Consider the following 25,587-nt stretch of genomic DNA (forward strand, 5'->3'; position numbering starts at 1 on the left):
CCGGTGCAGTGCACCGGGCGTTCTGTTGTCTCAAGCATCAGCAGAGGCGTGGATCAGCCGCCGCGCGGGCCGCGGTTGCCGCCACCACCCGGACGACCGCCGCCACCGGGGCGGCCTGCGCCGCCAGGGCGGTTGCCACCCGGGCGTGGGCCGCCGGCCGGACGACCGCCCGGTCCACGGTTGCCGCCGCTCGGGCGATTGCCCGCCGGGCGTGCGCCGTACGGGCTGAAGCCCGGGTTGGCGTGGTCGGACGGGAAGCTCGGGGCGTTGCCCGGATGACCGTAGGGATGCTTGCGCTGCTGACCCTGGCCCTGACCGGCACCTTGGCCGCCGCCCTGCGAACGCCCCTGACCGGGGCCGCCACGGCCGGCACCAGCTGCGCCACCCGGGCGCGGCTTGCCGTACGGGCGTGCCTGGCCATCAGCGGCCGGGCCGCGGCCCGGACCCCGGTTGCCACCGGGGCCACGGCCTGCGCCGGGGCCTGCATTGCGGTGGCCGCTCGGGCCGGTGCTCACGCCGTCCGGCACGTACCAGGTACGGAACGCAGCGGGGTTGCCTTCCGGCAGGCTGCGGTCGCCGCTGGGCTTGCGCTGCTTGAACGGCTTTTGCGATTGCTTGGCCGCGGCTTCGCCGCTGACCGTCAGGCCGCCCTTGTTGAAGCCGCCGCCCTTGCCGCCACGGCCACGGCCGCGGTCTTCACGGACGTTGTCGAAGCGGCGCAGTTCGCGGCCTTCGTCAGCGGTGTTGTGGCCGTTGACGTAGGCGTTGCCGCGGCCGCCTTCGCGCGAGACGCGCAGGGCGGTCTTGGCGGCGCGACGCTGGCCGATCACCGGCTGCAGGGTCAGGGCCGACGGGGTGCCTTCTTCCAGCTTCAGCTGGGTGCGCAGCGCGTCGACCTGCTGCTCGGTTAATTCGGTGGACTGGCCACGCAGCAACTCGCGCGGCAGTTCGATCTTGCCGTAGCGGGTGCGCTTCAGGCGGCTGACCTGGCAGCCCTGTGATTCCCACAGGCGGCGCACTTCGCGGTTGCGGCCTTCCTTCACCACCACGCGGAACCAGTCGTGCGAGTCGGTGCCGCCAATGCGCTCGACTTCATCGAACTTGGCCGGGCCGTCTTCCAGCGCAACGCCACGGGCGAGGCGGTCGACGATGTTGTCCGGCACCTTCTCTTCGCCTTCCGGGGCACGCACGCGCACCACGTACTCGCGCTCCACCTCGAACGAGGGGTGCATCATCGCGTTGGCGAGTTCGCCGTCGGTGGTGGCCAGCAGCAGGCCGGTGGTGTTGATGTCCAAGCGGCCGATCGCGATCCAGCGTGCGCCCTTGAGCGGCGGCAGTGCTTCGAACACGGTCGGGCGGCCTTCGGGATCGTCACGCGTGGTGACTTCGCCTTCGGGCTTGTTGTAGATCAGTACGCGCGACGGGTCGGTCAGCGCGCTGGCCACGAAGCTGCGGCCATCCAGGTCAATCTTGTCGCCGCTCTTGATCGACTGGCCGGTCTGGGCGATTTCGCCATTGACCTTGACCAGGCCGTCGGCGATGCGCTGTTCCAGCGCACGGCGCGAGCCCAGCCCGGCCTGGGCCAGGACCTTGTGCAGGCGTTCTTCAAGCTTGGGCTGTTCGGTGCTGGCTTCGCGCTTGAGCGAGAGCTTGTTCAACGACAGCTTGCGGGGGGTGTCACTCATCTATTTGCTCCGGCCGGCGTTTTCTGCGTCGGCCTCAGGTTCGGGATCGGCTTCGTCAACAGCCACGGTCGTCGTCGCGACGGCGTTGTTTCCGGTGTCTTCCACTTCCGCCGCGCGCTCTCCCGGCGCGGCGTCGGGTTCGCCCGTGAGGGCGGTGTTGCTGGCCTGGTCATCGGAATCGTTCGACTCTGATGCGTCGGCGGTATCTGGGGTGCCATCCGCGTCGGCTGCGTCGCTTTCAGGCGTTGCAGCGCCGGCGGTGAGCGGGGCGGCCGGTTGGCCGTCGCCATCCAGCGGCAGTTGTGGCTCAAGTTCGCCGATGTCACGCAGCTCGGACAGGGGCGGCAGTTCGTCCAGGCGCTTGAGCCCAAAGTAATCCAGGAAGCCCTTGGTGGTGCCAAACAGGGCAGGCTTGCCAGGTACGTCGCGGTGGCCGATGACCCGGATCCATTCGCGCTCTTCCAGTGCCTGGATGATGTTGCTGCTTACTGCCACGCCGCGCACCTGCTCGATTTCGCCGCGGGTGATGGGCTGGCGGTACGCAATCAGCGCCAGGGTTTCCAAGGTGGCGCGGGTGTAGCGGGTCTTGCGCTCGGTCCACAGCCGGGACACCCAGCCGTGCACTTCATTGGTGATCTGGAAGCGGAAGCCGGAGGCAACCTCCACCAGTTCCACGCCGCGCCCGCTGCAGCCTTCGCGCAGCAACTCCAGTGCGCGCTCGATGCTGCCCGGCGGCGCCGGTTCGTCTTCGGGAAACAGACCCTGCAGTTGCGCCAGGGTCAGCGGCTGGCTGGAAGCCAGCAGCGCGCCTTCGACTATGCGGTTGATCAGCGGTTGATCCATGCGTCCTGTTGCTTGTTCAGGCGGGGTCGGTAGCGTCGGCATCATCGAACTCGCTGGAGAATGACAGCGGTGCGTTGGTGTTGCCGGCGGCGAGGGACTTCACGTAGATCGGGGCAAGCGGTGCTTCCTGCACGATGTCCAGCAATTGCTCCTTGGCCAGTTCCAGCATGGCCAGGAAGGTCACCAGCACGCCAAGTCGTCCCTCTTCGGCGGTGAACAATGTTTCAAAACGGTAGAACTTGCCGTCTTCCAGGCGGCTGAGCATTTCCCCCATGCGCTGGCGCACGCTCAGGGCTTCGCGCTTGATCGCGTGGCCGCTGAACAGCTCGGCGCGCTTGAGTACGTCATGCAGCGCCATCAGCATTTCCTTCAGTTCCACCGGCGGCGGCAGCTTGATCGCTGCGCGTTCGGGGACGAAGGCATGAGCCAGGCTGGTATCGCGGTCCTGGCGGGGCAGGGTGTCGATGTCCTCGGCAGCCTGCTTGAAACGTTCGTATTCCTGCAGCCTGCGCACCAGCTCGGCGCGCGGGTCGGCTTCCTCACCTTCCACGCTGGGGGGGCGTGGCAGCAGCATGCGTGACTTGATCTCGGCCAGCATCGCGGCCATGACCAGGTATTCGGCGGCCAGCTCGAAGCGCAGCTCCTGCATCACGTTGATGTATTCAACGTATTGCTTGGTGATCTCGGCGACCGGGATATCAAGGATGTCCAGGTTCTGCCGGCGGATCAGGTAAAGCAGCAGGTCAAGCGGGCCTTCAAAGGCGTCAAGTATGACTTCCAGCGCGTCCGGCGGGATGTACAGATCCTGCGGGATCTGCAATACCGGTTGACCATGCACCATCGCCAGCGGCATTTCCTGCTGCTGCGGAACGTGGGGCGGCGCTGGCGGGTTCGCGACGTGCGCGAGTTCGGAAGTCATCAGGTCGACATAGGTATTGCGAGCCTTACGCGCCCCGGGGTTACGGTCCGGGATGGTTCCTGCCCTGGTATTGCGATCCATGCGCGCTGGCCGGCGCGCTTCCACACATCAACAACACGGCGTGCCGCATTGGAGCGGCACATCATTACGAGGAGGTCGTCATACGCGGTCCGGGAGGGTGAGCCTCGGTAGCGCGACGGGGCGTTGGCCTGCCGTCGCACCGAGCCGCTACTGGCCGGCCGTGTGCAATGCGTAAAGAGTAATCGTCGCAGGCAGGCCATGTCCAGTCTTGTGACGCTAGACTGGACACCTTTCCATTCAGCGGACAGGAGAACAGGCCCGTGTGGTACGTGATTGAAGGCTACGACGGCGAGCAGGTGCTGGAAGCACGCCTGCAGGCCAGGGCGGCGCATCTGGGCCGTTTGACGACCCTGCTGGACCAGGGCAGGTTGCTCCTGGCCGGTCCATGTCCTGGCATTGACGCCGAAGACCCGGGCCCGGCCGGCTTCAGTGGCAGCGTGGTGATTGCCAGTTTCGAGGACCTGGCCGCAGCCCGGGCCTGGGCGGAGGAAGATCCCTATGTGGCTGCCGGCGTCTACACCCGGGTGGATGTACGCCCGTTCCGAAAGGTGTTGCCATGAGCCGCGTTGAACGGATCGAGCAGGCGTTGCAACAGGCGTTGGCGCCGCAACTGCTGCAGGTACGGGACGATAGCGCCCGGCATGCCGGCCACGAAGGCGCGCGCGATGGGCGCGGTCACTTCAAGGTAATGGTGGTCAGCGACCAGTTTGCCGGTAAGGCCCCGCTTGCGCGGCACCGCATCGTATATGCGGCATTGGGCGAGATGATGCAGACCGACATCCATGCCTTGTCGATCAAGGCGCTGACGCCCACCGAACAGGCCGCACTCAGCTGAACGACGGGGTTTCGCAAAAATGAATGGACAGGAATTGTCTGTTCAGGACATCCTGCGATAACAAACTCTTTACACAGTGTCCTGAAAACGTTTACAGTCGTGCCCGACCCCGAAACGCGGAGGGCACGGCGGTGGCGAAGTCGGCAATCACCATCAAGGATGTTGCCAGAGAGGCGAATGTCTCTGTCGCCACCGTGTCGCGGGCGCTCAATGGCCACGACAATGTCGCCGAGCCGGTGCGCAAGCTGGTGCGGGAAGTCGCCAAGCGACTGCGTTATACCCCGCATGCCGCCGCCCGCAGCCTGAGCAGCCGAAGTACCCAGACCCTTGGGGTGGTACTGCCCGACCTTTACGGCGAATTTTTTTCCGAACTGATGCGTGGTATCGACGGCGTGGCAACAGCCCATCGCTGGCATCTGCTCGTGTCCAGCTACCACGGTGACGCAGAGCAGCGTGGCGCGGTGTTGCAGGCCATGCGTGGCCGGGTGGATGGCGTGCTGGTGCTGTCACCGTATGCCAGTGACACCGACGTGCTGGTGGAAGACCTGCCGGTGGATATTCCCTGCGTCCTTATCAATACGCCGCTGATCGATGCGGCTCGGCCGGTTTTCAGTATCGACGACCACGCCGGAGCGATGGCAATGACCTCGCACCTGCTGGCATCGGGTTACCGCCATATTGCGTTTATCGGCGGCCCGGACCGCAACCATGATGCGCAGGAGCGCTTGCGTGGGTTCCGCGATGCGATGGCCGCATTTGGCGAGCAGGCCAAGGCCATCGAGCTGCCTGGCGCTTTCGATGAGGCGTCAGGACATCAGGCGGGCTTGGCCCTGCTGGCATTGCCGCAGTTGCCCGATGCGGTGTTCGCCGCCAACGACATGATGGCCCTTGGGTGCCTGTATGCATTCCAGCAGGCTGGTGTGCAGGTGCCCCAAAAAGTGGCACTTGCAGGGTTTGATGACATCCCTCTGGCGCGCTTTGTTCACCCGTCCTTGACAACGATGCAGGTGAGCATCGCAGGACTTGGTGAGCAGGCGATGACGCATCTGCTGCAGCTGATACAGGATCCAGAGTCGATGAACGCTCCTGGTCTGACGTTGGTTCCAAGCCTTGTCGTGCGTGATTCCACTACCACGCGCGACCCTTCTTGAATGCTGGACCCGGCGATAGACCGGGCTGACAAACAACCTTCACCGGCGCTACGCCGCCACCTTGGGAGAGGTGAAACATGAAAAAGATTTCAAGGACGTCCACGCCCACACGCAAGTTGCTCAGCTGCGCGTTGGCCAGCTGCCTGCTGCTGGGCGCAGCGCCTGCGTTCGCGCAGAGCACCGGTGCCACCATCCGCGGTCAGGTAATGGCTGACTCGGCGCCTGCCGCGCAGGCCCAGGTAACCGCGACGAACATGGCGACCGGTTTGACCCGCAGCGTGCAGAGCACGGCCAATGGCGGTTACTCGCTGGCTGGCCTGCCGCCGGGCACCTACAAGGTGGATGTCAACGCTGGCGGCAAGACCACCACCCAGAACATCACCGTAGCGGTGGGGCAGACCGCCACGGTCAACCTGGGTGTGGGTGGCGTGGCTGAAACCGCCGGTGGTGCGGCTACCACGCTCGATGCAGTGCAGGTGACTGCGCAGGCGGCGGTGGAGACCAAGACCTCGGAGGTTGCAACCTATATCACCCAAAAGCAGATGCAAGCGTTGCCGCAGAACTCGCGCAACTTCCTGGCATTCGCGGATGTGGTTCCTGGCGTGACCTTCAACACGGGCAATGAGGGTTCCACTTCCATTCGTAGCGGCGCGCAATTGTCCAACGGCGTCAACGTGTTTATCGATGGCGTAGGACAGAAGGACTACATCCTCAAAGGTGGCATCACCGGCCAGGATTCCAGTCGCGGCAACCCGTTTCCGCAGCTGGGCATTGCCGAGTACAAAGTGGTGACCTCCAACTACAAGGCCGAATACGACCAGCTGAGCAGTGCTGGTATTACGGCGGTCACGCGATCCGGTACCAACGAGTTCCATGGCGACTTCTTCTGGGACAACGTTGCCAGCGGCTGGGTGGCTGACACGTTGCGTGAGAAGGACGGCAGAGACACCAAGGCACGGACGCATGATGAGCAGTACGGTGTCGCCCTGGGCGGGCCCTTGATCAAGGACAAACTGCACTTCTTTGTGACTTATGAAGCAAAGGATCGCAGCGACTCGCGGCAAGTGATCCCGGGTCGGCAGTACTCGATCGAAGATCTGCCGGAGCGGTTCCAGGATGAGGCGCGTGCCACCAACAATGCCCCGTTCAAGGAAGACCTGTATTTCGGGAAGCTGAGCTGGACTCCGGGCGACGCGCATCTGGTCGAACTGACCATGAAGCGCCGCGAAGAAGATGAGGTTACCGGCGTCGGTGGAGTCAATCTTGCTTCCTACGGCACCTTGAAGACCGGTGAAGAAACGCGTATCGATCTGCGCCACCAGTTCAATGCAGAGAACTGGATGAACGATGCCCACATCACCTATGAGGATGCCAGTTTCGCCCCGCGCCCCATCACCATTGCCAATGGTTACAAGTTGTTTGTCCCGCGCCGTGGCGAAGAGGCAAACAATAATCCGGCAATGGAAGAAGTCATCAATCTGGGCGGTGGTGGCGATTACCAGGATAAATCCCAGAAGGGCTACTCTTTCCAGAATGACTTCACGTTCTTTGGCTGGGAAGGACACACCGTAAAGATGGGCCTGAAGTTCAAGGACATCGACTTGACGGCGTACGAGCAGAGTCCTTACTCGCCGCAGTATCGCTACGATCTGAATCGGAGCTTGGATATCCCGTACATGGTGCAGTTCACGGCGTCGGGCAACGGTTATCCGACAACGGTGGATTCCAGTGTCAAGCAGTTCGGTATCTATGTCCAGGACGATTGGGAGGTCAATGAACACCTGACCCTGAACCTTGGTGTCCGTTGGGATTACGAGACCAATCCGGCGTATGAAGATCATGTAACACCGGCAGGGTTGGTGAGTGCGTTGCAAGGTTGGTCGAACATCAATAATGCAAATGTTGACTACGACTACAACAACTACATCAGCAATGGTCATAACCGCAGCGCATTCAAGGATGGTTGGCAGCCGCGAGTTGGCTTCTCCTATGATCTCAATGGAGATCAACGCCACGTCTTCTTTGGCGGTGCTGGTCGTTCCTACAACCGCAATCAGTTCGACTTGCTGTCGTACGAAAAATACCGTCTTGCGTTCCAGCGCTACGAATATCAGTTCAATACGCCGGGGCATGCGTGTACGCCTTCGCCGGCGAGTAACTGCTATGACTTCGATCCGAGCATGATGGATCCCGCCGTACTGGCGCAGATGGCAGCGGCAAGTCCGAACAATGGCAGCGAGGTATTCCTGCTCAACAACAACATCAAGACGCCGTACTCCGACCAGTTCAGTCTGGGTATGCGTAACGCATTCTCGATGTTGGGCTATGAATGGAACTCGTCGGTGACATTGATGCACGTACTGAGTCACGACGGCATCCTGTGGACGATGGGTAACCGCTATGCAAACGGTGAGTTCCGCTCGAACCCGGCGATCAACTGGGGCGGGCAGCCCTGGGGCGAGCAGTTGCCGGGTTGGGGCCGTTTCTTCATCGGTAACAATGCTGTTGAAACCAGGTTGAATTCGGTGCTGCTGGCGTTGGACAAGCCTTACACGACGGAGTCGCATTGGGGCGTAAGCCTTGCGTATACCTACAGTGATGCCAAGGAGAACCGTAGCAATTCGGACATGTTCTCCTTCGACTATCCGAACCTGGACAACGTCGCCTTCACCCGAGCCCTGGGTATCCCGGAGCACCGTCTGGTTGCCACCGGCATCGTCGACATGTGGGGTATCACGGGTTCGGCGAAACTGGTATTGGAAAGCCCGAAGTCCGTGGAAGCCATCAACTGCTACTCGGTTTCCTCCCCCGGGGATTGTGCGTTTGATCCGTTCAAGCCCGACAAGACCATTGCCTACAAGCAGTTGGATATCGCGCTGCAGAAGGAATGGGACACGGGTACGGACCTGAAACTGCGGGTCCGCGGCGACGTGTTGAACGTCTTCAACTGGCGCAACGTTTTGTCCTCCGAGTATGCGAATTGGCGCGGAGACAATGGCGTTGCGGACGCTAATTACGGCAATCGCACTGGCGACGGGATCGCCCGGCCGACCCGTACCTTCAAGCTGTCGTTTGGCCTCACCTGGTAACCGAAGCCCCGGCCGGCCTGTGGTCGGCCGGGGCAGGGCGGTCAGTTTTGATCGCTTTGTTCTCACCGTTGAATGATGGATGTCGCCTTGAGCAAGTCACGTACCTCGCAATTGTTGGCCTGTTTCGTCGCCGGTATCGGGCTGGCGTTGTTGGGAGGCTGCGGCAAGGCGCCCGAGCCGCCGCTGCCAAAGGTGTTGCCGCAGGTGATCTTGATCGAAGCCAATCTGCCACCGCGGCCGATGAAGCCTGAGCTGCCGCCGTTGTTCGACGACATTGAGCGACGGACATTCCAGTTCTTCTGGGACACCACCAACGAACAGAACGGGCTTACACCTGATCGTTATCCATCGCGGCCATTTGCCAGTGTGGCATCGGTGGGTTACGCGCTGACCGCCTATCCGGTCGGTATCGAGAACGGTTGGGTCAGCCGCAGCCAGGCAGTGGACCGCACCTTGCTGACGCTCAAGTTCTTCCGTGACCTGCCCAGTGGTCCCCAGCGCACCGGCAAAGGCGCCTACAAGGGGTTTTACTACCATTTCCTGGATATGCAGCAGGGCCGGCGTTACGACAGCTGGGTAGAGCTTTCCAGCGTGGATACGGCCTTGTTGCTGATGGGCGTGTTGTTTGCGCAGTCGTACTACGACAAGGATGACCCGCGCGAGAAGGAAATCCGCGACATCGCCGATACCATCTACAAGCGTGTGGACTGGCCATGGCTGCAGCGCAACAAGCCGCTGATATCAATGGGCTGGTTCCCCGAGAGCGGCTTCATCCAGCACGACTGGATGGGCTACAACGAAGCCATGATGGTCTACATCCTGGCGCTTGGCTCGCCGACGCATCCGGTTGAGCCGGATGCGTGGACGGTGTGGACGCGTACCTACGACAACGATTGGGGTGTGTACCAGGGCCAGGAATACCTGTCGTTTGGTCCGTTGTTTGGCCACCAGTACAGCCATGTCTGGATCGATTTCCGCGACATCCAGGATCCGTACATGCGCGAGCGCGGGATCGACTATTTCCTCAACAGCCGGCGTGCGACGCTGGCCCAGCGCGAGTACGCCATCGAGAACCCGATGCAGTGGAAGGACTACGGCGAGAACGTCTGGGGTCTGACCGCCGGTGATGGTCCGCAGAACACCACCCAGGAATACAAGGGCGAGCAACGCCAGTTCCGCCACTATTCCTCGCGCGGTGCAGGTTTGCGCGAGAACTTCGACGACGGCACGATCGTGCCGTCGGCAGCGATATCGTCGTTGCCGTTCGCACCGGAAGTGGTGATCCCCACCACGGTGGAGATGCACAAACGCTATGGTGATTACCTGTATTCCAGCTATGGCTTCCTGGATTCGTTCAACCCCAGTTTCAACTACGACATTCCGCTCAAGACCGGCCGGCTGATTCCGGACCGTGGCTGGGTATCCAGTGACTACATCGCCATCGACCAGGGGCCGATACTGGCCGGCATCGCCAACTATCGCGATGAGTTCATCTGGAACGTGATGAAGAACAACCCCTATATCCGCAAGGGGCTGGAGCGGGCTGGGTTCACCGGCGGCTGGCTGGCGCCTGAGGGTAGCTTCCAGCCGCTGCAGAAGGACGAACAGGCCGCGTCGGCGCGCGCCTCGGGTATCGCTGAGTCGCGCGCGGCAGCTGCCGCCGAGCAGAAGGCGGCTGCCCAACCCACGGGCTCGCGGCCCCAGCAGCAGTGATCCGTTGATGATGCGCATGCTGGCCACCGTTGCGTTGATGCTGTTGCTGGCAGGCTGCAAGCCAGCGCCGCAGGGCACAACGCTGCGCTTCTGGGCGATGGGGCGCGAAGCCGAGGTCGTGGGTGAGCTGGTACGCGAGTTCGAGGCCGAAAACCCCGGCGTGCATGTCGAGATACAGAACATCCCGTGGACCGCAGCGCATGAAAAGCTGCTCGCCGCGTATGCCGCCGACGGTTTGCCGGATGTCTGCCAGCTGGGGAATACGTGGATTGCCGAGTTTGCCACGCTGCAGGCGCTGGAACCGTTGCAGCCCTATGTGGATGCATCGCACGAAGTGCAGCAGCGCGACTATTTCCAGGGCATCTGGGACACCAACGTTGTCGATGGACAGCTGGTTGGGGTGCCCTGGTATGTGGACACGCGCCTGTTGTTCTATCGCAAGGACCTGCTGCGGGAGGTGGGCCATCCGCAGCCGCCGCGCACCTGGGCGGAGTGGGAGCAGGTCAATGCGGCCCTGAAGGAGCACATGGGTGATCGTGGCTACCCCGTGTTGATGCCGCTCAATGAGTTCGAGCCACAGCTCTCCTTTGCCCTGCAGCAGGATGACCCTCTGCTGCGCGAGCACGATACCCGAGGCAACTTCAGCAGTCCGGGATTCCGGCGTACCCTGGCGTTCTACGACAATATGTTCCAGCAGGGCTGGGCGCCGAAGATGTCCGAAACCCAGATCTCCAATGTCTGGGACGAATTCTTCAAGGGCTTCACCGCTTTCTATCTGTCCGGTCCCTGGAACATCCGCGAGTTCCGCCAGCGTCAGCCAGCCGGACTTGAAGGCGAGTGGGGCACCACGCCGCTGCCCGGGCCTGATGGTCCCGGCGCAGGCATCGCTGGTGGTACCAGCTTGGTGGTATTGCGCTCCTCCAAACAGAAACAGGCTGCCTGGAAGCTCATTGAGTTCCTGTCGCGGCCAGCCATCCAGCAGCGCTTCTACACGATCATCGGCGACCTGCCGCCGCGGCGCAGCGCCTGGCAGTCACCAGAATTGACGGGTGACCCGTTGACAGCAGCGTTTGCCGATCAGCTCGAACGCGTCAAGCCCACCCCCAAGGTGCTGGAGTGGGAGCGTATCGCCCAGCAGATGCGTGTGGTGACCGAGCAGGTGGTACGCGGTGGCTTGCCTCAGGACAAGGCGGTGCATCAGTTGGATCAGCAAGTTGATGACATCCTGGCCAAGCGCCGCTGGATCGTCGAACAACAGGCTGGCGCTGCTGCCAATGGAGGCCAGCAATGAAGCAGCGGTCGCTGGCCGGTTGGATATTCGCCGCCCCTGCGTTGATCGTGATCGGCGTGTTTTTTGGTTTGCCAGTGCTGTCGGCCTTGGCACTGAGCCTGACCGACTTCGATCTTTATGCGCTGGCGGACAGCCACAACCTGCGCTTTGCCGGGCTCGACAACTACATCGATCTCCTGCAGACCCCGATGTTCTGGAAGTCGCTGGGCAACACGGCGTATTTCGTGGTGCTGGGCGTGCCGTTGTCGATCGCGCTTTCGTTGGGCGCGGCGTTGTTGTTGAATGCGCCGGCCGCCCGCTTCAAGGCCTTGTTTCGAACCGCGCTGTTCGCGCCGGTGGTGACCACGCTGGTGGCGGTGGCGGTGATCTGGCGCTATCTGTTCCATACCCGCTATGGGCTGGTGAACTGGGGGCTGGGGCAGGTAGGCATCAACCCGGTGGATTGGTTGGGTGACCCGCGTTGGGCCATGCCCACCATCATCCTGTTCGCTGTGTGGAAGAACTTTGGCTACAACATGGTGATCTTCCTTGCGGGCCTGCAGGCCATCCCCAAGGACCTGTACGAAGCAGCCCGCATCGACGGCGCCTCGCGTTGGCAGCAGTTCCTGCATATCACGCTGCCGATGCTCGGCCCGGTGTTGCTGGTGGTTGGGGTGATCACCGTTTCCGGGTACTTCCAGCTGTTTGCCGAGCCTTATGTGATGACCCGCGGTGATCCGCTGCAAAGCACGGTCAGCGTGCTGTATTTCATGTTCGAGGAAGGCTTCAAGTGGTGGAACCTGGGCCGCGCTTCGGCCGTGGCATTCCTGCTGTTCCTGATCATCCTGGCGGTGACCACCTTGATGCTGCGCGTTGGCAAGCGCAAGGAGCTGGTATGAGCCGTGAGATCGGGCAGTCGCGCTGGCACGGCTGGTGGGTAAACGGTGGGCTGGCTTTGCTGGCGGTGATCAGTCTGGCGCCGCTGGCGTGGATGGTGTCGGTGTCGTTCATGCCGACCGGGCAGGCTTCGCAATTTCCGCCGCCGCTGTTGCCATCACAGTCCACGCTTGCCAACTACCATGCGTTGTTTGCGCGCACCGGCATGGGCCGCAATTTCATCAATAGCCTGCTGGTGTCGGTGGGTATCACCCTGGGCTCGCTGCTGTTCAATACCTTGGCCGGCTATGCCTTTGCCAAGCTGCGCTTCGCCGGGCGCGAGCGGATATTCCAGACCTTGCTTGCCGCGTTGGTGATTCCTGCGCAGGTCGCCATGTTGCCGCTGTTCCTGCTGATGAAACAGCTGGGCCTGGTCAATACATTTGGTGGCGTGGTCGTGCCCGCATTGGCAAGCGTATTCGGCATTTTCCTGGTCCGGCAGTACGCACGGTCCATCCCGGATGAACTACTGGAGGCGGCGCGTATCGATGGTGCAAGCGAAGCGCGCATCTTCTTCCAGATCGTGCTGCCCATGCTCAAGCCGGTACTGGTGACGCTGGCCATCTTTACCTTCATGGGGGCGTGGAACGATTTCATGTGGCCCCTGATCGTGTTGACCGACCAGGACCACTACACATTGCCCGTTGCGCTGGCCAGCCTGTCGCGCGAGCACATCATGGATGTCGAGATGATGATGGCGGGTGCGGTGGTGACTGTCCTGCCGGTGTTGCTGCTGTTCCTGGTGTTGCAGCGTTATTACATCCAGGGTCTGTTGCTGGGCAGCGTCAAGGGCTGACCGGTTGTTTGCCGCTGCAACCAAGGGCGTTGCAGGCAGTACTTAATGCGAAAATCCGGCGTCTGTTGCCGGCAGTAATGGAAGCGAAAAATGATCAAGCGTTGCGTCGTGTTTGTAGTGGCAGGCCTGCTGGCCGGCATGGTCGCGCCTGCGCCCGCCGCCGTGCTTGCCAAGTTCGACGACGTCAACGCCTGGCAGTTGATCACGTCACCCCAGGTCAGCGGATCGCTGCGGCCGGTAAGCGGCAACAGCGGTCGCGCCCTGTGCCTGGATTACGACTTCCACGAAGTCTCGGGATACGCCGGTATCCGCCGCTCAGTCGACGTGACGTGGCCAGAGAATTACCAGGTGTCCTTCGACCTGCGTGGTGATTCGCCGGCGAACGACTTGCAGTTCAAGCTGGTTGACGCCAGCGGCGACAACGTGTGGTGGGTAAACAGCACCGGATACAACTTCCCGAAGAACTGGACCCGCGTCACCTATCGCAAGCGCCATATCGACAAGGCCTGGGGCCCGGAGCCGGACAAAACGCTGCGCCGCAGTGCCGCTGTGGAGTTCACCATCTACAGCAAGGTAGGCGGGCGCGGTACGGTCTGCTTCGATCAATTGACCCTGCAACCCCTGCCCAAGGAAGACACTTCGGCGCTCACTGCCAGCGTGATCGCCGACACCGCGACGGCGTTGCAGCAGCGCATTTCCGATGGCAAGCCGGATACGGTCTGGATCAGCGGTGGCGTCAAGCAGCAGACCATCAGCCTTGACCTGGGCAAAGTGCGCGAATTCGGTGGCGCGGTGGTGCAGTGGGTGCCTGGACTGGAGGCATCGCGCTATCTGGTGCAGGCCTCGCGCGATGGCCGCCAATGGCGAAAGCTGCGTGAGGTCTCCACCGGCACAGGCGGCAAGGACTGGCTGGCACTGCCGGAGACCGAAGCCCGTTACCTGCGATTCGATTTGATTGACGGTCCGAACTGGCGCTACGGCATACGTGACATCAGCTTGAAGCCGTTGGACTTCGCCGATACGCCGAATGATTTCATCCGCTCGATTGCCGGCGACCTGCCGCGTGGGGCCTTGCCGCGTGGCTTCAGTGGGGAGCAGAGCTATTGGACCCTGATGGGATTGGACGGCGGCACCGACCAGGCGCTGATCAGTGAGGATGGCGCGCTGGAGGCACAGGAGTCCGGCTTCAGCATCGAACCCTTCGTGTCCCTGGATGGCAAGTTGATCAGTTGGGCTGATGTAAAGACCGTGCAGGGCTTGCTGGATGGTTATCTGCCGATGCCGTCGGTGGACTGGCAGCACGAGAAGCTCGGGCTGCAGGTCAGTGGTTTCGTACAGGGGCGCCCCGGGCAGTCACAGCTGGTTGCGCGCTATCGATTGCACAACACCGACAAACAGGCACATGAGTACCAACTGGCCTTGGCCGTGCGGCCCTTCCAGGTCAATCCACCCACCCAGTTCCTCAACACGGTGGGTGGGGTAAGTCGTATCGAGGCACTGGCAATGCAGGGCCGGCAGGTCAACGTCAACGGGCAGGCGAGGGTGTACGCGACGCAGGCGCCGGATGCCGCGTTTGCAAGCAGTTTCGACGCCAAGCTCGACGTCATGCACCTGGCCGCCAAGCAATTGCCAACTACCCAGGAAGCCAATGATGCCGATGGGCTGGCGTCAGGTGCCCTTGTCTACAAATGGAAGCTGGAACCCGGCCAGAGTCGGGAGGTGGTATTGGTGTTGCCACAGTCCGGCAACTGGCAGATGCCGGAGCAGTTTGATGCTGACAAGGCGCAGCAGCAGGTGGCTGCGATGTGGCGACAGAAGCTGGACCAGGTGCAGTTGCAGCTGCCTGATGCGGGTCAGCCGCTGGCAAATACCTTGCGTACTGCGCTGGCACACATGCTGATCTCGCGCGTTGGCCCAAGCCTGCAGCCGGGCACGCGATCCTATGCACGCAGCTGGATCCGTGACGGCGCGATGATCTCCGAGGGCCTGCTACGCATGGGGCGTAGGGATGCAGTGCGGCAGTATGTGGACTGGTATGCGCCTTACCAGTTCGAGAGCGGCATGGTGCCGTGTTGTGTGGATGCACGTGGCAGCGATCCTGTCCCGGAGAACGACAGCCATGGCGAATTGATCTACGCCATCGCCGAGTATTGGCGGCACACCGGCGATCTGGAGTTCCTGCAGCGCATGTGGCCGCATGTGCAGGGCGCGTGGCGTTACATGGAGCAGCTGCGGTTGAGCGAGCGCACCGAGGAAAACCGTGCCCGTCACGCGGGCTTCTACGGGATGATGCCGGTGTCGATCAGTCACGAGGGTTATTCGGCCAAGCCCGTGCATTCGTACTGGGACGATTTCTGGGCGCTGCGCGGCTACAAGGATGCCGCTGACATCGCGGTGGCCTTGGGCCATGAAGAGGAAGCCGTGGCGATGGCGGAATCGCGCGATACCTTCCGCCAGGATCTCAATGACTCGCTGCTGGCGACGATGCAGGCGCACAACATCGACTTCCTGCCGGGGTCGGTCGAGCTGGGTGACTTCGATGCGACGTCCACGACCATCGCGTTGGCACCCGGCGGTGAACAGGGGCGGCTGCCACAGCCGGCGTTGAACAATACCTTCGAGCGCTATTGGACGCAGTTCGTCGAGCGCCGTGACGGCAAGCGCCAGTGGAAGGACTACACGCCGTATGAATGGCGCAACGTCGCCGCGTTTGTCCGCCTCGGCTGGCGCGAAAGGGCCTGGGAGGCTACCGAGTTCTTCTTCAAGGATCGCGCGCCGCCTGCCTGGAACCAGTGGGCCGAGGTGGTGTCATCAACGCCGCGAACGCCGTTCTTTGTCGGCGACTTGCCTCACGCCTGGGTGGCCTCGGACTTCGTGCGCTCGGCGCTGGACATGTTTGCCTATCAGCGGGAAGTGGATGACGCCATCGTATTGGCTGCCGGCGTGCCGGCGGCATGGTTGAGCGGCAAGGGTATCGCCGTGGATGGCCTGCATAGCGCGCACGGCACGGTGAAGTATTCCTTGGTGCGCAGTGACCGGCAGTTGAGCCTGCAGGTGCCTGAAGGCCTGCAGCTGCCGGCAGGCGGCCTGGTTTTGCCGTGGCCCTATGAGGGCAATCCGGGCAATGCGACGATCAATGGTGAGCCGGTGCAATGGGAAGGCAAGGAGCTACGCATCAGTAGCCTGCCGGCGAAGGTGGAGATCGAGATCCCTGCGGAGCTGCGCAGGAAGCGATAAAGCTGCGCCGGATTCGGATCCGTCCTGCGCTAAGTGGGCATGAGTTGCGAAGCGGGGGGCGCATTGGCGCAGAAGCCGGTCTGCATGGAACGGGCAAGCGCGGCACGGCGGTTGATTACATCAAGCTGATTTGCTGCTCTTGGTAAGGCCTTGCCGAGCATGGCTCGGCACTACCGGGACCCAGCGCGTTGGATCCAAACGTTGAGCTTGCCCACTTGTAGCCTGGGTAAGCGCAGCGCACCCGGGGAACAACCGATCCTGTTGGTCAGACAGAGCACCGTTGCTGCTCTCGGCAGGGCCTTTGCCGAGCATGGCTCGGCACTACAGGGAACCCAGCACGTCGGATCGAAACGTCGAGCGTCCCGACGTGTAGCCCGGGTGAGCGAAGCGCACCCGGGGATGGTCGAGGTGGAGCACCGTTGCTGCCCTCGGTAAGGCCCTTGCCGAGCATGGCTCGGCACTACAGGGCCCCGCGCGTCGGATCCAAACGTCGTGCTTGCCGACGTGTAGCCCGGGTAAGCGAAGCGCACCCGGGGAATGATCGACGTTGTTGATCAGGCTGAGCGCCGTTGCGGCTCTTGCCAAGGCCTTTGCCGAGCATGGCTCGGCACCATGCGATCAGGCGTTGCGGGCGGCGTTGACGATGGCCGCGGCGGCGGATGCCGACTTTTTCACTTCGTCCCACTGGCCGTTGCGGATCCATGCGTCCTGCACCATCCATGAGCCACCGATACAGACCACATTCTTCTGCGCGAGGTATTCACCTGCCGTGGCTTCGGTGATGCCGCCGGTCGGGCACAGCTTGAGCTCAGGAATCGGGCCAGCGACGCCCTTGATCATTGCCAGTCCACCGACGGCCGTCGCCGGGAACAGTTTGCAGATGCGAAAGCCACGGGCGAGCAGCGCCAGCAGCTCGGTCGGCGAGGCCGCGCCCGGGACCACCGGAAGCGCGGCTTCCGCCAGTGCGTCGGCCATGTGTGCCGGTGTGCCCGGGGTCACCAGGAAATCGGCACCGGCATCAATCGCCCGCTGCATCTGATCGACACTCAGTACCGTACCGGCGCCCACCACCACGTCCGGGAGCTCGCGCTTGAGCATGGCCAGCGCATCCATTGCCACCGGCGTGCGCAGGGTCAGTTCTATAGCCGGCAAGCCACCTTCGAGCAGCGCTGCACTGACGGCGCGCGCCTGGTCCAGGGTGTGCACGGTGACTACCGGCAGGATGCCGGCGGCCGTCAACAGCTGCTCGGCGCGGTCCTGGTATTGGGCAATGCTCATGGTGTCCTCTTGAATGATCTGCTCTTGAATGCGTCGGAGAAGGGATCGGGGGCAAGAATTGCGAGTTGCGAGGCGAAGCCTAAGGTTCTGCCCCAATCCCGAATCCCGAATCCCGAATCCCAAACCCTCAGGCGTCTTTGGCTTCGTGCGGTGCAGCCGCCGCTGCGGCATCGTGGCCCAGTTCGTACTCGGCGTCGTATTCCCACAGGCTGCCGTCCGGATGCATCGGACCGCAGGAGATCGACACCGCGCCCTGGTCGGCGGGGCCGACGATGCGGCGGTTCATCGCAAACAGGTTGCGTCCCATGTCGGTGCCCGCCGGTGCGGTGTTTGCAGCGATGCCACGTGCGGCCCATTCGGCGGCATCAACCAGCACTTCCAGGGTGCCGGCTTCGCCGTCCAGGCGGATGATGTCGCCTTCTCGAATGCGTGCGATGGGGCCACCGCGCGATGCTTCCGGGGTGACATGGATGGCGGCGGGAATCTTGCCGGAGGCACCGGACAGGCGGCCATCGGTGACCAGGGCCACGCGCCGGCCCTGATTCTGCAGCAGGCCCAGCAGCGGGGCGAGCGAATGTAGCTCGGGCATGCCGTTGGAACGTGGGCCCTGATAGCGGACCACGGCGACGAAGTCCTGCGGCAGCACGCCGGCGGCATGCAGTTTGTTCAGTGCCTGCGGGGCATCTACCACGACGGCGGGTGCCTCGATGGTGCGATATTGCGGTTTGACCGCCGACAGTTTGATCAGCGAGCGGCCGATATTGCCACGCAGCAGGCGCAGACCACCTTGGGCTTCGAATGGATTGGAGGCGGGCCGAACCACGTCCTCGTCGCCGCTGACGGCAGCTGCCGGGACATAGCTGACCTGGCCGTCGATAAGCCGCGGTTCCTGGGCGAAGGCGCGCATGCCGCCTTCGGCAATGGTGGCCAGGTCGTCGTGCATCAGGCCGGCGTCCATCAGTTCGCGGAATACGTAACCCGGGCCACCGGCTGCAGCAAAGCGGTTCACGTCGGCCTCGCCGTTCGGGTAGACGCGGGCCAGCAGCGGCACGATCTGCGAAAGTTCGTCCATGTCATCCCAGGTCAGCGAGATACCCGCGGCGCGGGCAACGGCGATCCAGTGGATGGTGTGGTTGGTGGAGCCGCCGGTCGCCATCAGCGCCACCACGGCGTTGACGATGGCGCGTTCGTCGATCAAGTGACCGAACGGGCGGAAGTCGTTGCCCAGCGCGCTGATTTCCAGCGCACGTGCGGTGGCGGCGCGGGTCAGTGCATCGCGTAGTGGCAGCTCCGGGTTGACGAAGGATGCACCCGGCAGCTGCACGCCCATGGCTTCCAGCAGCACCTGGTTGGAGTTGGCAGTGCCGTAGAACGTGCAGGTGCCTGGGGCGTGGTAGGAAGCCGACTCGGCTTCCAGCAGCTCCTCACGGCTGGCTTCGCCAGCTGCGTAGCGCTCGCGCACTTCGGCCTTCTTCTTGTTGGGAATGCCAGGCGTCATCGGACCGGCCGGCACGAATACGGCCGGCAGGTGGCCGAACGCCAGTGCGCCGATCAGCAGGCCCGGCACGATCTTGTCGCAGACGCCCAGATAGATGGTGGCATCGAACATGTCATGGCTCAGTCCGATTGCGGTGGACTGGGCAATGATGTCGCGCGAGAACAGTGACAGCTCCATGCCGCCGCGGCCTTGGGTGACGCCGTCACACATCGCCGGCACGCCGCCGGCGACCTGCGCCGTGGCGCCCAGCTCGCGTGCCGCGGCGCGGATCAGTTCCGGGTAGTGCTCGAAGGGTTGGTGTGCCGACAGCATGTCGTTGTAGGCGGTGATGATGCCCAGGTTGGGCGTCACATCGCCACGCAGGCGGTCCTTGTCGGTCGGCCCGCAGGCGGCAAATGCATGGGCAAGGTTGCCGCAGCTCAAGCGTGCGCGGAACGGACCTTCGCGCAGGGCTGCATCGATGCCCGCCAGATAGGCCGCGCGCGATTTTGCGCTGCGCTGGCGGATGCGTTCGGTGATGGCGTGGATTTTCGGATGCAGGCTCATTGGCACTCAGCTATGAAGTAGGGCGGGCAGGCGTCCGCCATGGTGCGGAAAGGCGGGGTCCGAGGTGTTACTCGCACCAATGCACGCGCAATGCGTTGCCTGGGGCGTTGATCGCCGCCAGTACGGGGTATTTCTGGACATCGTTGCTGGCCAGCGCTGCTTCCAGCACCTCCAGCTTCTGCTTGCCGCGCAGCAGCAACAGGCGATGGCGGATGGGTGCAAAGCCCGCCGGGGTAAGGGTGATACGCAGGTGCCAGTCCTTGGCCACCGGGCAACCGGTAGCGTCCAGTGCCGCATAGGGATGCGTGTTCTGCAGCGCCGCTGTCAGGTCCTTGGAGCCGGGGAACAACGAGGCGGTGTGGCCGTCATTGCCCATACCCAGGATCACCAGGCAGGGCGGCTGCGAGTTCTCGGCCAGCAGATTGGCGGTGTGCACGCAGTCGGCGATGGATTGCCCGACGCGCACCAGCGGATCGAAGTGTGCACCTTCGGCACGCTTGAGGAAGCTTTCGCGCACCAGCCACGCGTTGCTGTCGTGGTCCTGGGGTGATAGCCAGCGCTCGTCGGCCAGGCCGACTTCCACCCGGGCCCATTCCAGCGGGTGTTCGGTGAGGCGCTGGTAGGCGGGTGCCGGCGTGGTGCCGCCCGACAGCAACATGCGTGCACGCCCGTGGGCGGCGATGTCCTGTTCCAGATAGCGCGCCATCTCTTCGGCCACACCGTCAATCCAGGCCTCGTCGTCGGCATGGCGGATGAGGGTGACGCGGTCAGACAGGGCGCTCATGCGGTGGTTCCTCGGCTGGCCCGCTGCATGTCCAACGCATAAGCGGCGGCGCCCAGCAGGCCTGGGTTGGGATGGACGATGGCCATCGATGGAATCTGTGACATGGTCGCGCTGAAGCGACCCTTGCTTTCAAAGCGCTGGCGGAACCCGGAATGCTGCAACTGCTGCAGCAGGCGCGGCACAAGCCCGCCGGTCAGGAATACCCCGTCCCAGGCACCCTGCACCAGCACGGCATCACCGGCCACTGCGCCGAAGATTTCCATGAACACTTCAACGGCACGGATCGCGATCGCATCGCCTTCGGCAGCAGCGGCGGTAACGCCAGATGGTTGCAGCAGGCCCGGATCGGCACCGGCCATCTCGCTCAAGGCGCGATGGATGTTGACCAATCCCGGTCCACAGACAAGCCGTTCATTGGAAACACGACCGAACTGTGCGGAAAGAATTTCCAGGATGCGGATCTGTTCCGGTGAGGCCGGGGCGAAGCTGGCATGGCCACCTTCGGTCGCCAGCGGGTAGTTGCGGCCATCGCGGACCACCAATCCGCCTACGCCCAGGCCGGTGCCCGGGCCCAGGACGCAGTAGTTGCGTGCTTCGCCATGTGCGGCAGGTTGCCAGCTGGCGCCGCCTACCTGCACCACGTCATCGTTGCCAAGCAGTGCGATCGACATCGCCTGTGCGACGAAATCATTGATCAGGTGCAGTTGGCTGAAACCCAGTTGGCTGCAGGTCCGCGAGTTGGAAATGACCCAGGGATGATTGGTGATGCGTGCCTCGTCGCCGTCGACACGACCGGCAACGGCGAACACGCCACTGGTGGCGGCTGCATCTTGTTGCTGCAGGTAATGCGCGGCGGCGTCGGCCAGTGACGCGAACTGCGTCACCGGATACTCGTCGATGCTGGACTGGTCCAGCGGGGTGGCTGCGCTCAGGTCAGCCAGTGCGAAACGGGCGTTGGTGCCGCCGATGTCGGCGACCAGCACGCTTCCCGCATCCGGACTCACAGCGTCGGCTCCGCGCCGTCATCGGTGGCCAGGGCGGCGGGCAGGAAGTGGTCTGAATGTTGCGGGCCCCAGCTGCCGGCCGGGTAGGGCTCCATGGGCAGGTCGGCGGCTTTCCATGCATCGCTGATGCTGTCGATCCAGGCCCAGGCCGCGCGCACTTCGTCGTCACGCACAAACAGCGCGTGGTTGCCGTTGAAGGCGTCCAGGAACAGGCGTTCGTAGGCGATGCGGCGGTGCAGGCCGGTGGGGACAGACAGTTCCAGTTCCAGCGGTTGCAGTTCCAGTGCGCCCCATTCCGGGCCTGCCAGCGAGCTCATCAGGCCCAGCTGGATGTTTTCCTGCGGCTGCAGCTGGAACGTCAGGCGGTTGGGGGTGGCGTTCTTGCGGTCGGGGCGTTCGAACAGCCAATGCGTCACCGGCTTGAGGTTGACCTCGACGCGGGTGGTGCGTTCTGGCAGGCGCTTGCCGGTGACCAGATGGAACGGCACGCCCGCCCAGCGCCAGTTGTCGATATGCGCGGTGACGCCGACGAAGGTTTCTGCCTCGCTACCTTCCGGCGGCTGGTAGGCCTGCGCCGGTTGCCCGTTGATGGTGCCGGCGGTGTAGCGGCCGCGCACGCTGTCCTTGGCCGCATGCTTGGCATCGAGCGGGCGCAGCGCACGCAGCACCTTTACCTTCTCGTCGCGGATGCGATCAGCTTCCAGCGATGCCGGCGGTTCCATTGCCACCAGGCACAACAGCTGCAGGATATGGCTCTGCACCATGTCGCGCAGCGCGCCAGAGCGTGAGTAATACGAGTCGCGGCCGTCAACGCCGTCGCTCTCGGCTACAAGGATGTGCACCGACTCGATGTAGTTGCGGTTCCAGACTGCCTCGAGCAGGGTGTTGCCGAAGCGCAGCGCCATCAGGTTCTGCACGGCGGCCTTGCCCAGGTAATGGTCAAGACGGAAAACGCGGTCTTCGTCGATCAGCTTGCCGATGGACTGCAGGATCTCCTCGGCACTGTCGCTGTCCGAGCCGATCGGCTTTTCCAGCATCAGCCGATTGGGCGCCGCCAGCGCGCCACCTTGGGCGAGGCCTTCGCAGGTGGAAATGTACAGGCCCGGCGGGATGGCCAGGTAGCTGACGCACTTGCGGTGCACCAGGTCCTTGACGGCTTCGGCGACCGAGGCGGGGTCGCGCAGGTCCACCGAGCGGTAGTCGATGCGTCGCAGCAGGTTGTTGATGTCGTCCTGGCTGGCCTGCGGCATGGCCTGCTCCAGGCGCGGGCGCAGGATGTCATGGAATTTCGGGGTGTCGTGCGGCGACAGCGCCAGTGCACGGACACGGAAATCCTCGGGAAGCAGGCCGTCACCCAGCAAGCGCAGCAGGGACGGGAACAAATAACGCTGGGCCAGATCGCCTGTGGCACCGAACAGGAAAAGGGTGTCGTGCATTGTTCGAGTTTCGTGTGCGGATGACATCGTTGTCAATTATTTGTATTCGGGGCTTTCGCCCAGGCTGGGCGGGTGCCTGGCGGGTGCCGGCTGTTGCCAGACGGCAGGCTGACCCGTGGCAACGCGGCATCGATCCGAAGCGGGTATTCCCGGGATCCGGAAGCGGAGATGGCATGCCACCAAGGGAGTATGGATGGTGCCATATGAATATGCTTAACGTGCGTGTGGTTTCGGATGTATACGATTGCAGCATGGTGTTCGGTGCTGGCCTGGCCAGCTGTTTGCCGCCCGGCGTGGGCATGTTGATGAGGTGGTGTTGATGGCCAAGGTCCAGTTCGATGGCGTACGGAAGGTGTATGACAACGGCCAGGTGGCCGTGCACGGTGCCAGTTTCGAGATCGCCGATGGCGAGCTGATGGTGCTGGTGGGGCCATCGGGCTGCGGCAAGTCCACGCTGCTGCGCATGGTCGCCGGACTGGAGGAAATAAGTGCGGGCACCCTGCGCATCGGCGAGCGGGTGGTGAACGATGTGGCGCCCAAGGACCGCGACATCGCGATGGTGTTCCAGAACTACGCGCTGTATCCACACATGACGGTGGCCGACAATCTTGCCTTCGGGCTGAAGCTGCGCGGCCATGACAAGGCCGAGGTGCAACGCCGGGTGCAGGGCGCTGCCGAAGCATTGGGCTTGACCTCGATGCTGGACAAGTTGCCGCGTGCGATGTCCGGCGGCCAGCGTCAGCGCGTGGCGCTGGGCCGGGCATTGGTGCGCGAGCCGTCGGTGTTCCTGCTGGATGAGCCACTTTCCAACCTTGATGCGAAGCTGCGCCATTCGGTGCGTACGGAAATTGCCCAGCTGCACCGCAAGCTCGGCACCACCATGATCTACGTCACCCATGACCAGGTTGAGGCAATGACACTGGGTCAGCGGATCGTTGTGCTCAATGAAGGGCAGATCCAGCAGATCGACGCGCCGATGGCGCTGTACGAGCGGCCTGCCAATCTCTTCGTTGCCGGGTTCCTGGGGAGTCCCGCCATGAATGTGCTGCGCGGTGGATTGCAGCGTGGCGCTGCCGGGCTTGCCTTGCTGCTGCCGGAGGGCGAGGAAGTGCCGCTAGATGGGGCCGCGATCGATCCGGCCTGGCTGGGAGGCGAGCTGGTGGTCGGGGTGCGCCCCGAGCACCTGCAGCCGGGGCAGGGCGCGGCGTCATTCAAGGCGCGTATTGAGGGTATCGAGCCGGTCGGCAACGAAATCTTCGTCAACCTGCGTTTTGGAACGCAGGCGCTGGTGATGCGGGTACCGCCGCAGATCCTGCCGGCAGTGGGTGATGACATATCGGTGGAGGTGCTGCCGGCTGCGCTGCATTTCTTCGATGCGGCCAGGGGTGAGCGCATCGAGGCGCAGCGCCAGGCAGCCTGAGTCCCGCAGTGCCGAGCCATGCTCGGCAAGGGCCTGTCAAGCAATGCGGCAGGCCAAGCGCCCGCGCTACAAGCAGCAGACCAACGCGAACCCAACCTGTAGTGCCGAGCCATGCTCGGCAAGGGCTTGCCAGGCAATGCCGCAGCGGATCATGGAACCGTTTCGCCTACAGGCACGGTAAGCCAGTGGCTCAGCGGGCCAAGCCGTCCAGCAATGGAATGATCCGCGTGCCGGCTTCGCCGACCTGTAGATCGCCTTCCGGCAATTCCAGCGGCAGTACCGCCAGTGCCAACGTTCCAGCTGCACTGGCGATGCTGCCTACGGTGCTGCCAGCCTGCTGAACGCCGTCGCCGGCATTGACTGTACCGGTGCATTCCAGCAGGGCCAGCGAGCGCTTGGCCTTGCCGAGGAAATGGGTGCGGGCCACGATTTCCTGCCCGGGGTAACAGCCTTTCTTGACGCTGTAAGCAGACAGTCGGTCCAGCCCGAGCTGTTGCGGCGTCCACTGCTCGCGCTGGGCGTCGACCAGACGCGGCAGGCCCAGGCGCAGATCGCTCTGGCGCCACGCGAGCTCTTCTTCGGCATTCGCGACGTCAGCGGGTGCGCCAATATGCAGGCTGCGGGGCAGGGCAGTGCTGCCGACATCCAGCTCGATCGTCCCGTCTTCGAGCACCACCACGGCGGCGCCTTGTGCGCAAACCGGCGCATGCAGCGCGCCATTCACGTGTTTGTCCGCGGCGTGTGAAATCACGACCTTGCGGCGGAACACGAAGCGCCGAAGCTGCTCGGCCATCGCCTCGGCGCCACCATCGTGACAGACCAGCAGCAGGTTGCCGGCATCCACCCGTACGAGCTGGAAGATAGACAGCACGCGGCCCTTGGCCGTCAGCCAGGCGCTCCATTGCCAGTGGCCATCGGCCAGCGACAGCACGTCGTTGGCGAATTGGGCTTGGGTAAAAGCGACTGAATCGGGCCCGGAAAGGCTGATCACCTGAGCCTGGGCGAGTGTGCGGAAACCGTTGAAAGTGGGGGCGAGGTTGTCAGACACGTGGCTGAGGACTAAAAT

19 protein-coding genes are annotated in these 25,587 nt (G+C 63.3%); 10 read left to right on the forward strand and 9 right to left on the reverse strand.

Features of this window, described 5'->3' with window-relative positions; all coding sequences use genetic code 11:
* Positions 1-53: 53 nt before the first annotated feature.
* From RT460_RS04950 to RT460_RS04960, 3 genes are read right to left on the reverse strand one after another with little or no spacing between them, the layout of a single operon-like run.
* Entirely contained in the window at positions 54-1,685 is a 1,632-nt protein-coding gene (locus RT460_RS04950; RefSeq protein ID WP_313317525.1) for a pseudouridine synthase, read from the reverse strand.
* Positions 1,686-2,528, reverse strand: coding sequence for an SMC-Scp complex subunit ScpB (scpB, locus tag RT460_RS04955; RefSeq protein WP_313317526.1), 843 nt, complete (start codon positions 2,526-2,528; stop codon positions 1,686-1,688). It abuts the gene before it with no gap.
* A 16-nt stretch (positions 2,529-2,544) separates the two neighbouring features.
* Positions 2,545-3,447: a ScpA family protein gene (locus RT460_RS04960; RefSeq protein WP_313317527.1), complete on the reverse strand. Its 903-nt coding sequence runs from the start codon at positions 3,445-3,447 to the stop codon at positions 2,545-2,547.
* A 341-nt stretch (positions 3,448-3,788) separates the two neighbouring features.
* Between RT460_RS04960 and RT460_RS04965 the strand changes: the two genes are divergently transcribed.
* From RT460_RS04965 to RT460_RS05005, 9 genes are all read left to right on the forward strand, one after another.
* Positions 3,789-4,088 (forward strand): YciI family protein, encoded by a 300-nt coding sequence (locus RT460_RS04965; protein WP_313317528.1) that lies wholly within the window; start codon positions 3,789-3,791, stop codon positions 4,086-4,088.
* Positions 4,085-4,363, forward strand: coding sequence for a BolA family protein (locus tag RT460_RS04970; protein ID WP_313317529.1), 279 nt, complete (start codon positions 4,085-4,087; stop codon positions 4,361-4,363). The genes RT460_RS04965 and RT460_RS04970 overlap by 4 nt, the downstream gene beginning before the upstream one ends.
* Positions 4,364-4,494: 131 nt before the next feature.
* Complete coding sequence (locus RT460_RS04975) at positions 4,495-5,514, forward strand: LacI family DNA-binding transcriptional regulator (RefSeq protein WP_313317530.1); 1,020 nt, start codon at positions 4,495-4,497, stop codon at positions 5,512-5,514.
* Between the two features lie 77 nt (positions 5,515-5,591).
* Positions 5,592-8,603, forward strand: a complete 3,012-nt coding sequence (locus RT460_RS04980; protein WP_313317531.1) for a TonB-dependent receptor — start codon at positions 5,592-5,594, stop codon at positions 8,601-8,603.
* 75 nt (positions 8,604-8,678) lie between these two features.
* The gene (locus RT460_RS04985; RefSeq protein WP_313317533.1) at positions 8,679-10,316 is read left to right on the forward strand and encodes a glucoamylase family protein; all 1,638 of its coding nucleotides are present in this window, start codon (positions 8,679-8,681) and stop codon (positions 10,314-10,316) included.
* 16 nt (positions 10,317-10,332) lie between these two features.
* The gene (locus tag RT460_RS04990) at positions 10,333-11,607 is read left to right on the forward strand and encodes a sugar ABC transporter substrate-binding protein (protein WP_313317534.1); all 1,275 of its coding nucleotides are present in this window, start codon (positions 10,333-10,335) and stop codon (positions 11,605-11,607) included.
* Positions 11,604-12,485 carry a sugar ABC transporter permease gene (locus RT460_RS04995; RefSeq protein ID WP_313317535.1) on the forward strand — a complete coding sequence of 294 codons (882 nt, stop codon included), beginning with the start codon at positions 11,604-11,606 and terminating at the stop codon, positions 12,483-12,485. Before RT460_RS04990 ends, RT460_RS04995 begins: the two co-directional genes overlap by 4 nt.
* Positions 12,482-13,318 carry a carbohydrate ABC transporter permease gene (locus tag RT460_RS05000; protein WP_313317537.1) on the forward strand — a complete coding sequence of 279 codons (837 nt, stop codon included), beginning with the start codon at positions 12,482-12,484 and terminating at the stop codon, positions 13,316-13,318. The genes RT460_RS04995 and RT460_RS05000 overlap by 4 nt, the downstream gene beginning before the upstream one ends.
* Before the next feature lie 138 nt (positions 13,319-13,456).
* The gene (locus RT460_RS05005) at positions 13,457-16,555 is read left to right on the forward strand and encodes a discoidin domain-containing protein (protein WP_313317574.1); all 3,099 of its coding nucleotides are present in this window, start codon (positions 13,457-13,459) and stop codon (positions 16,553-16,555) included.
* Between the two features lie 618 nt (positions 16,556-17,173).
* Here RT460_RS05005 and eda read toward each other — a convergent pair.
* The 5 genes from eda to zwf form a co-directional block, all read right to left on the reverse strand.
* Complete coding sequence (eda, locus tag RT460_RS05010; RefSeq protein ID WP_313317538.1) at positions 17,174-17,833, reverse strand: bifunctional 4-hydroxy-2-oxoglutarate aldolase/2-dehydro-3-deoxy-phosphogluconate aldolase; 660 nt, start codon at positions 17,831-17,833, stop codon at positions 17,174-17,176.
* A gap of 127 nt (positions 17,834-17,960) precedes the next feature.
* Positions 17,961-19,877 carry a phosphogluconate dehydratase gene (gene edd, locus RT460_RS05015; RefSeq protein WP_313317539.1) on the reverse strand — a complete coding sequence of 639 codons (1,917 nt, stop codon included), beginning with the start codon at positions 19,875-19,877 and terminating at the stop codon, positions 17,961-17,963.
* Positions 19,878-19,944: 67 nt separating this feature from the next.
* Positions 19,945-20,661 (reverse strand): 6-phosphogluconolactonase, encoded by a 717-nt coding sequence (gene pgl, locus RT460_RS05020; RefSeq protein ID WP_313317540.1) that lies wholly within the window; start codon positions 20,659-20,661, stop codon positions 19,945-19,947.
* Positions 20,658-21,644, reverse strand: coding sequence for a glucokinase (gene glk / locus RT460_RS05025; RefSeq protein WP_313317541.1), 987 nt, complete (start codon positions 21,642-21,644; stop codon positions 20,658-20,660). Before glk ends, pgl begins: the two co-directional genes overlap by 4 nt.
* A 17-nt stretch (positions 21,645-21,661) precedes the next feature.
* Positions 21,662-23,128 carry a glucose-6-phosphate dehydrogenase gene (gene zwf / locus RT460_RS05030; RefSeq protein ID WP_313317542.1) on the reverse strand — a complete coding sequence of 489 codons (1,467 nt, stop codon included), beginning with the start codon at positions 23,126-23,128 and terminating at the stop codon, positions 21,662-21,664.
* Between the two features lie 292 nt (positions 23,129-23,420).
* Here zwf and ugpC point away from each other — a divergent pair, with 292 nt between their 5' ends.
* Entirely contained in the window at positions 23,421-24,521 is a 1,101-nt protein-coding gene (ugpC, locus tag RT460_RS05035; RefSeq protein ID WP_313317543.1) for a sn-glycerol-3-phosphate ABC transporter ATP-binding protein UgpC, read from the forward strand.
* Positions 24,522-24,711: 190 nt separating this feature from the next.
* Here the strand turns inward: ugpC and RT460_RS05040 are convergent, their stop codons facing one another.
* Positions 24,712-25,569, reverse strand: coding sequence for a folate-binding protein (locus tag RT460_RS05040; protein WP_313317544.1), 858 nt, complete (start codon positions 25,567-25,569; stop codon positions 24,712-24,714).
* Positions 25,570-25,587 lie beyond the last annotated feature (18 nt).

The sequence above is a fragment of the Stenotrophomonas sp. genome, from assembly GCF_032061965.1.
Lineage (GTDB): Bacteria > Pseudomonadota > Gammaproteobacteria > Xanthomonadales > Xanthomonadaceae > Stenotrophomonas.

Coding starts and splice junctions, on each gene's coding strand:
- RT460_RS04950 (WP_313317525.1), bottom strand. CDS start 1,685: ATGAGTGACACCCCCCGCAAGCTGTCGTTGAACAAGCTCTCGCTCAAG.
- RT460_RS04995 (WP_313317535.1), top strand. CDS start 11,604: ATGAAGCAGCGGTCGCTGGCCGGTTGGATATTCGCCGCCCCTGCGTTG.
- RT460_RS05000 (WP_313317537.1), top strand. CDS start 12,482: ATGAGCCGTGAGATCGGGCAGTCGCGCTGGCACGGCTGGTGGGTAAAC.
- RT460_RS04960 (WP_313317527.1), bottom strand. CDS start 3,447: ATGACTTCCGAACTCGCGCACGTCGCGAACCCGCCAGCGCCGCCCCAC.
- RT460_RS05005 (WP_313317574.1), top strand. CDS start 13,457: ATGGTCGCGCCTGCGCCCGCCGCCGTGCTTGCCAAGTTCGACGACGTC.
- edd (WP_313317539.1), bottom strand. CDS start 19,877: ATGAGCCTGCATCCGAAAATCCACGCCATCACCGAACGCATCCGCCAG.
- zwf (WP_313317542.1), bottom strand. CDS start 23,128: ATGTCATCCGCACACGAAACTCGAACAATGCACGACACCCTTTTCCTG.
- pgl (WP_313317540.1), bottom strand. CDS start 20,661: ATGAGCGCCCTGTCTGACCGCGTCACCCTCATCCGCCATGCCGACGAC.
- eda (WP_313317538.1), bottom strand. CDS start 17,833: ATGAGCATTGCCCAATACCAGGACCGCGCCGAGCAGCTGTTGACGGCC.
- scpB (WP_313317526.1), bottom strand. CDS start 2,528: ATGGATCAACCGCTGATCAACCGCATAGTCGAAGGCGCGCTGCTGGCT.
- RT460_RS04980 (WP_313317531.1), top strand. CDS start 5,592: ATGAAAAAGATTTCAAGGACGTCCACGCCCACACGCAAGTTGCTCAGC.
- RT460_RS04985 (WP_313317533.1), top strand. CDS start 8,679: ATGGATGTCGCCTTGAGCAAGTCACGTACCTCGCAATTGTTGGCCTGT.
- ugpC (WP_313317543.1), top strand. CDS start 23,421: ATGGCCAAGGTCCAGTTCGATGGCGTACGGAAGGTGTATGACAACGGC.
- RT460_RS04990 (WP_313317534.1), top strand. CDS start 10,333: ATGCTGGCCACCGTTGCGTTGATGCTGTTGCTGGCAGGCTGCAAGCCA.
- RT460_RS04970 (WP_313317529.1), top strand. CDS start 4,085: ATGAGCCGCGTTGAACGGATCGAGCAGGCGTTGCAACAGGCGTTGGCG.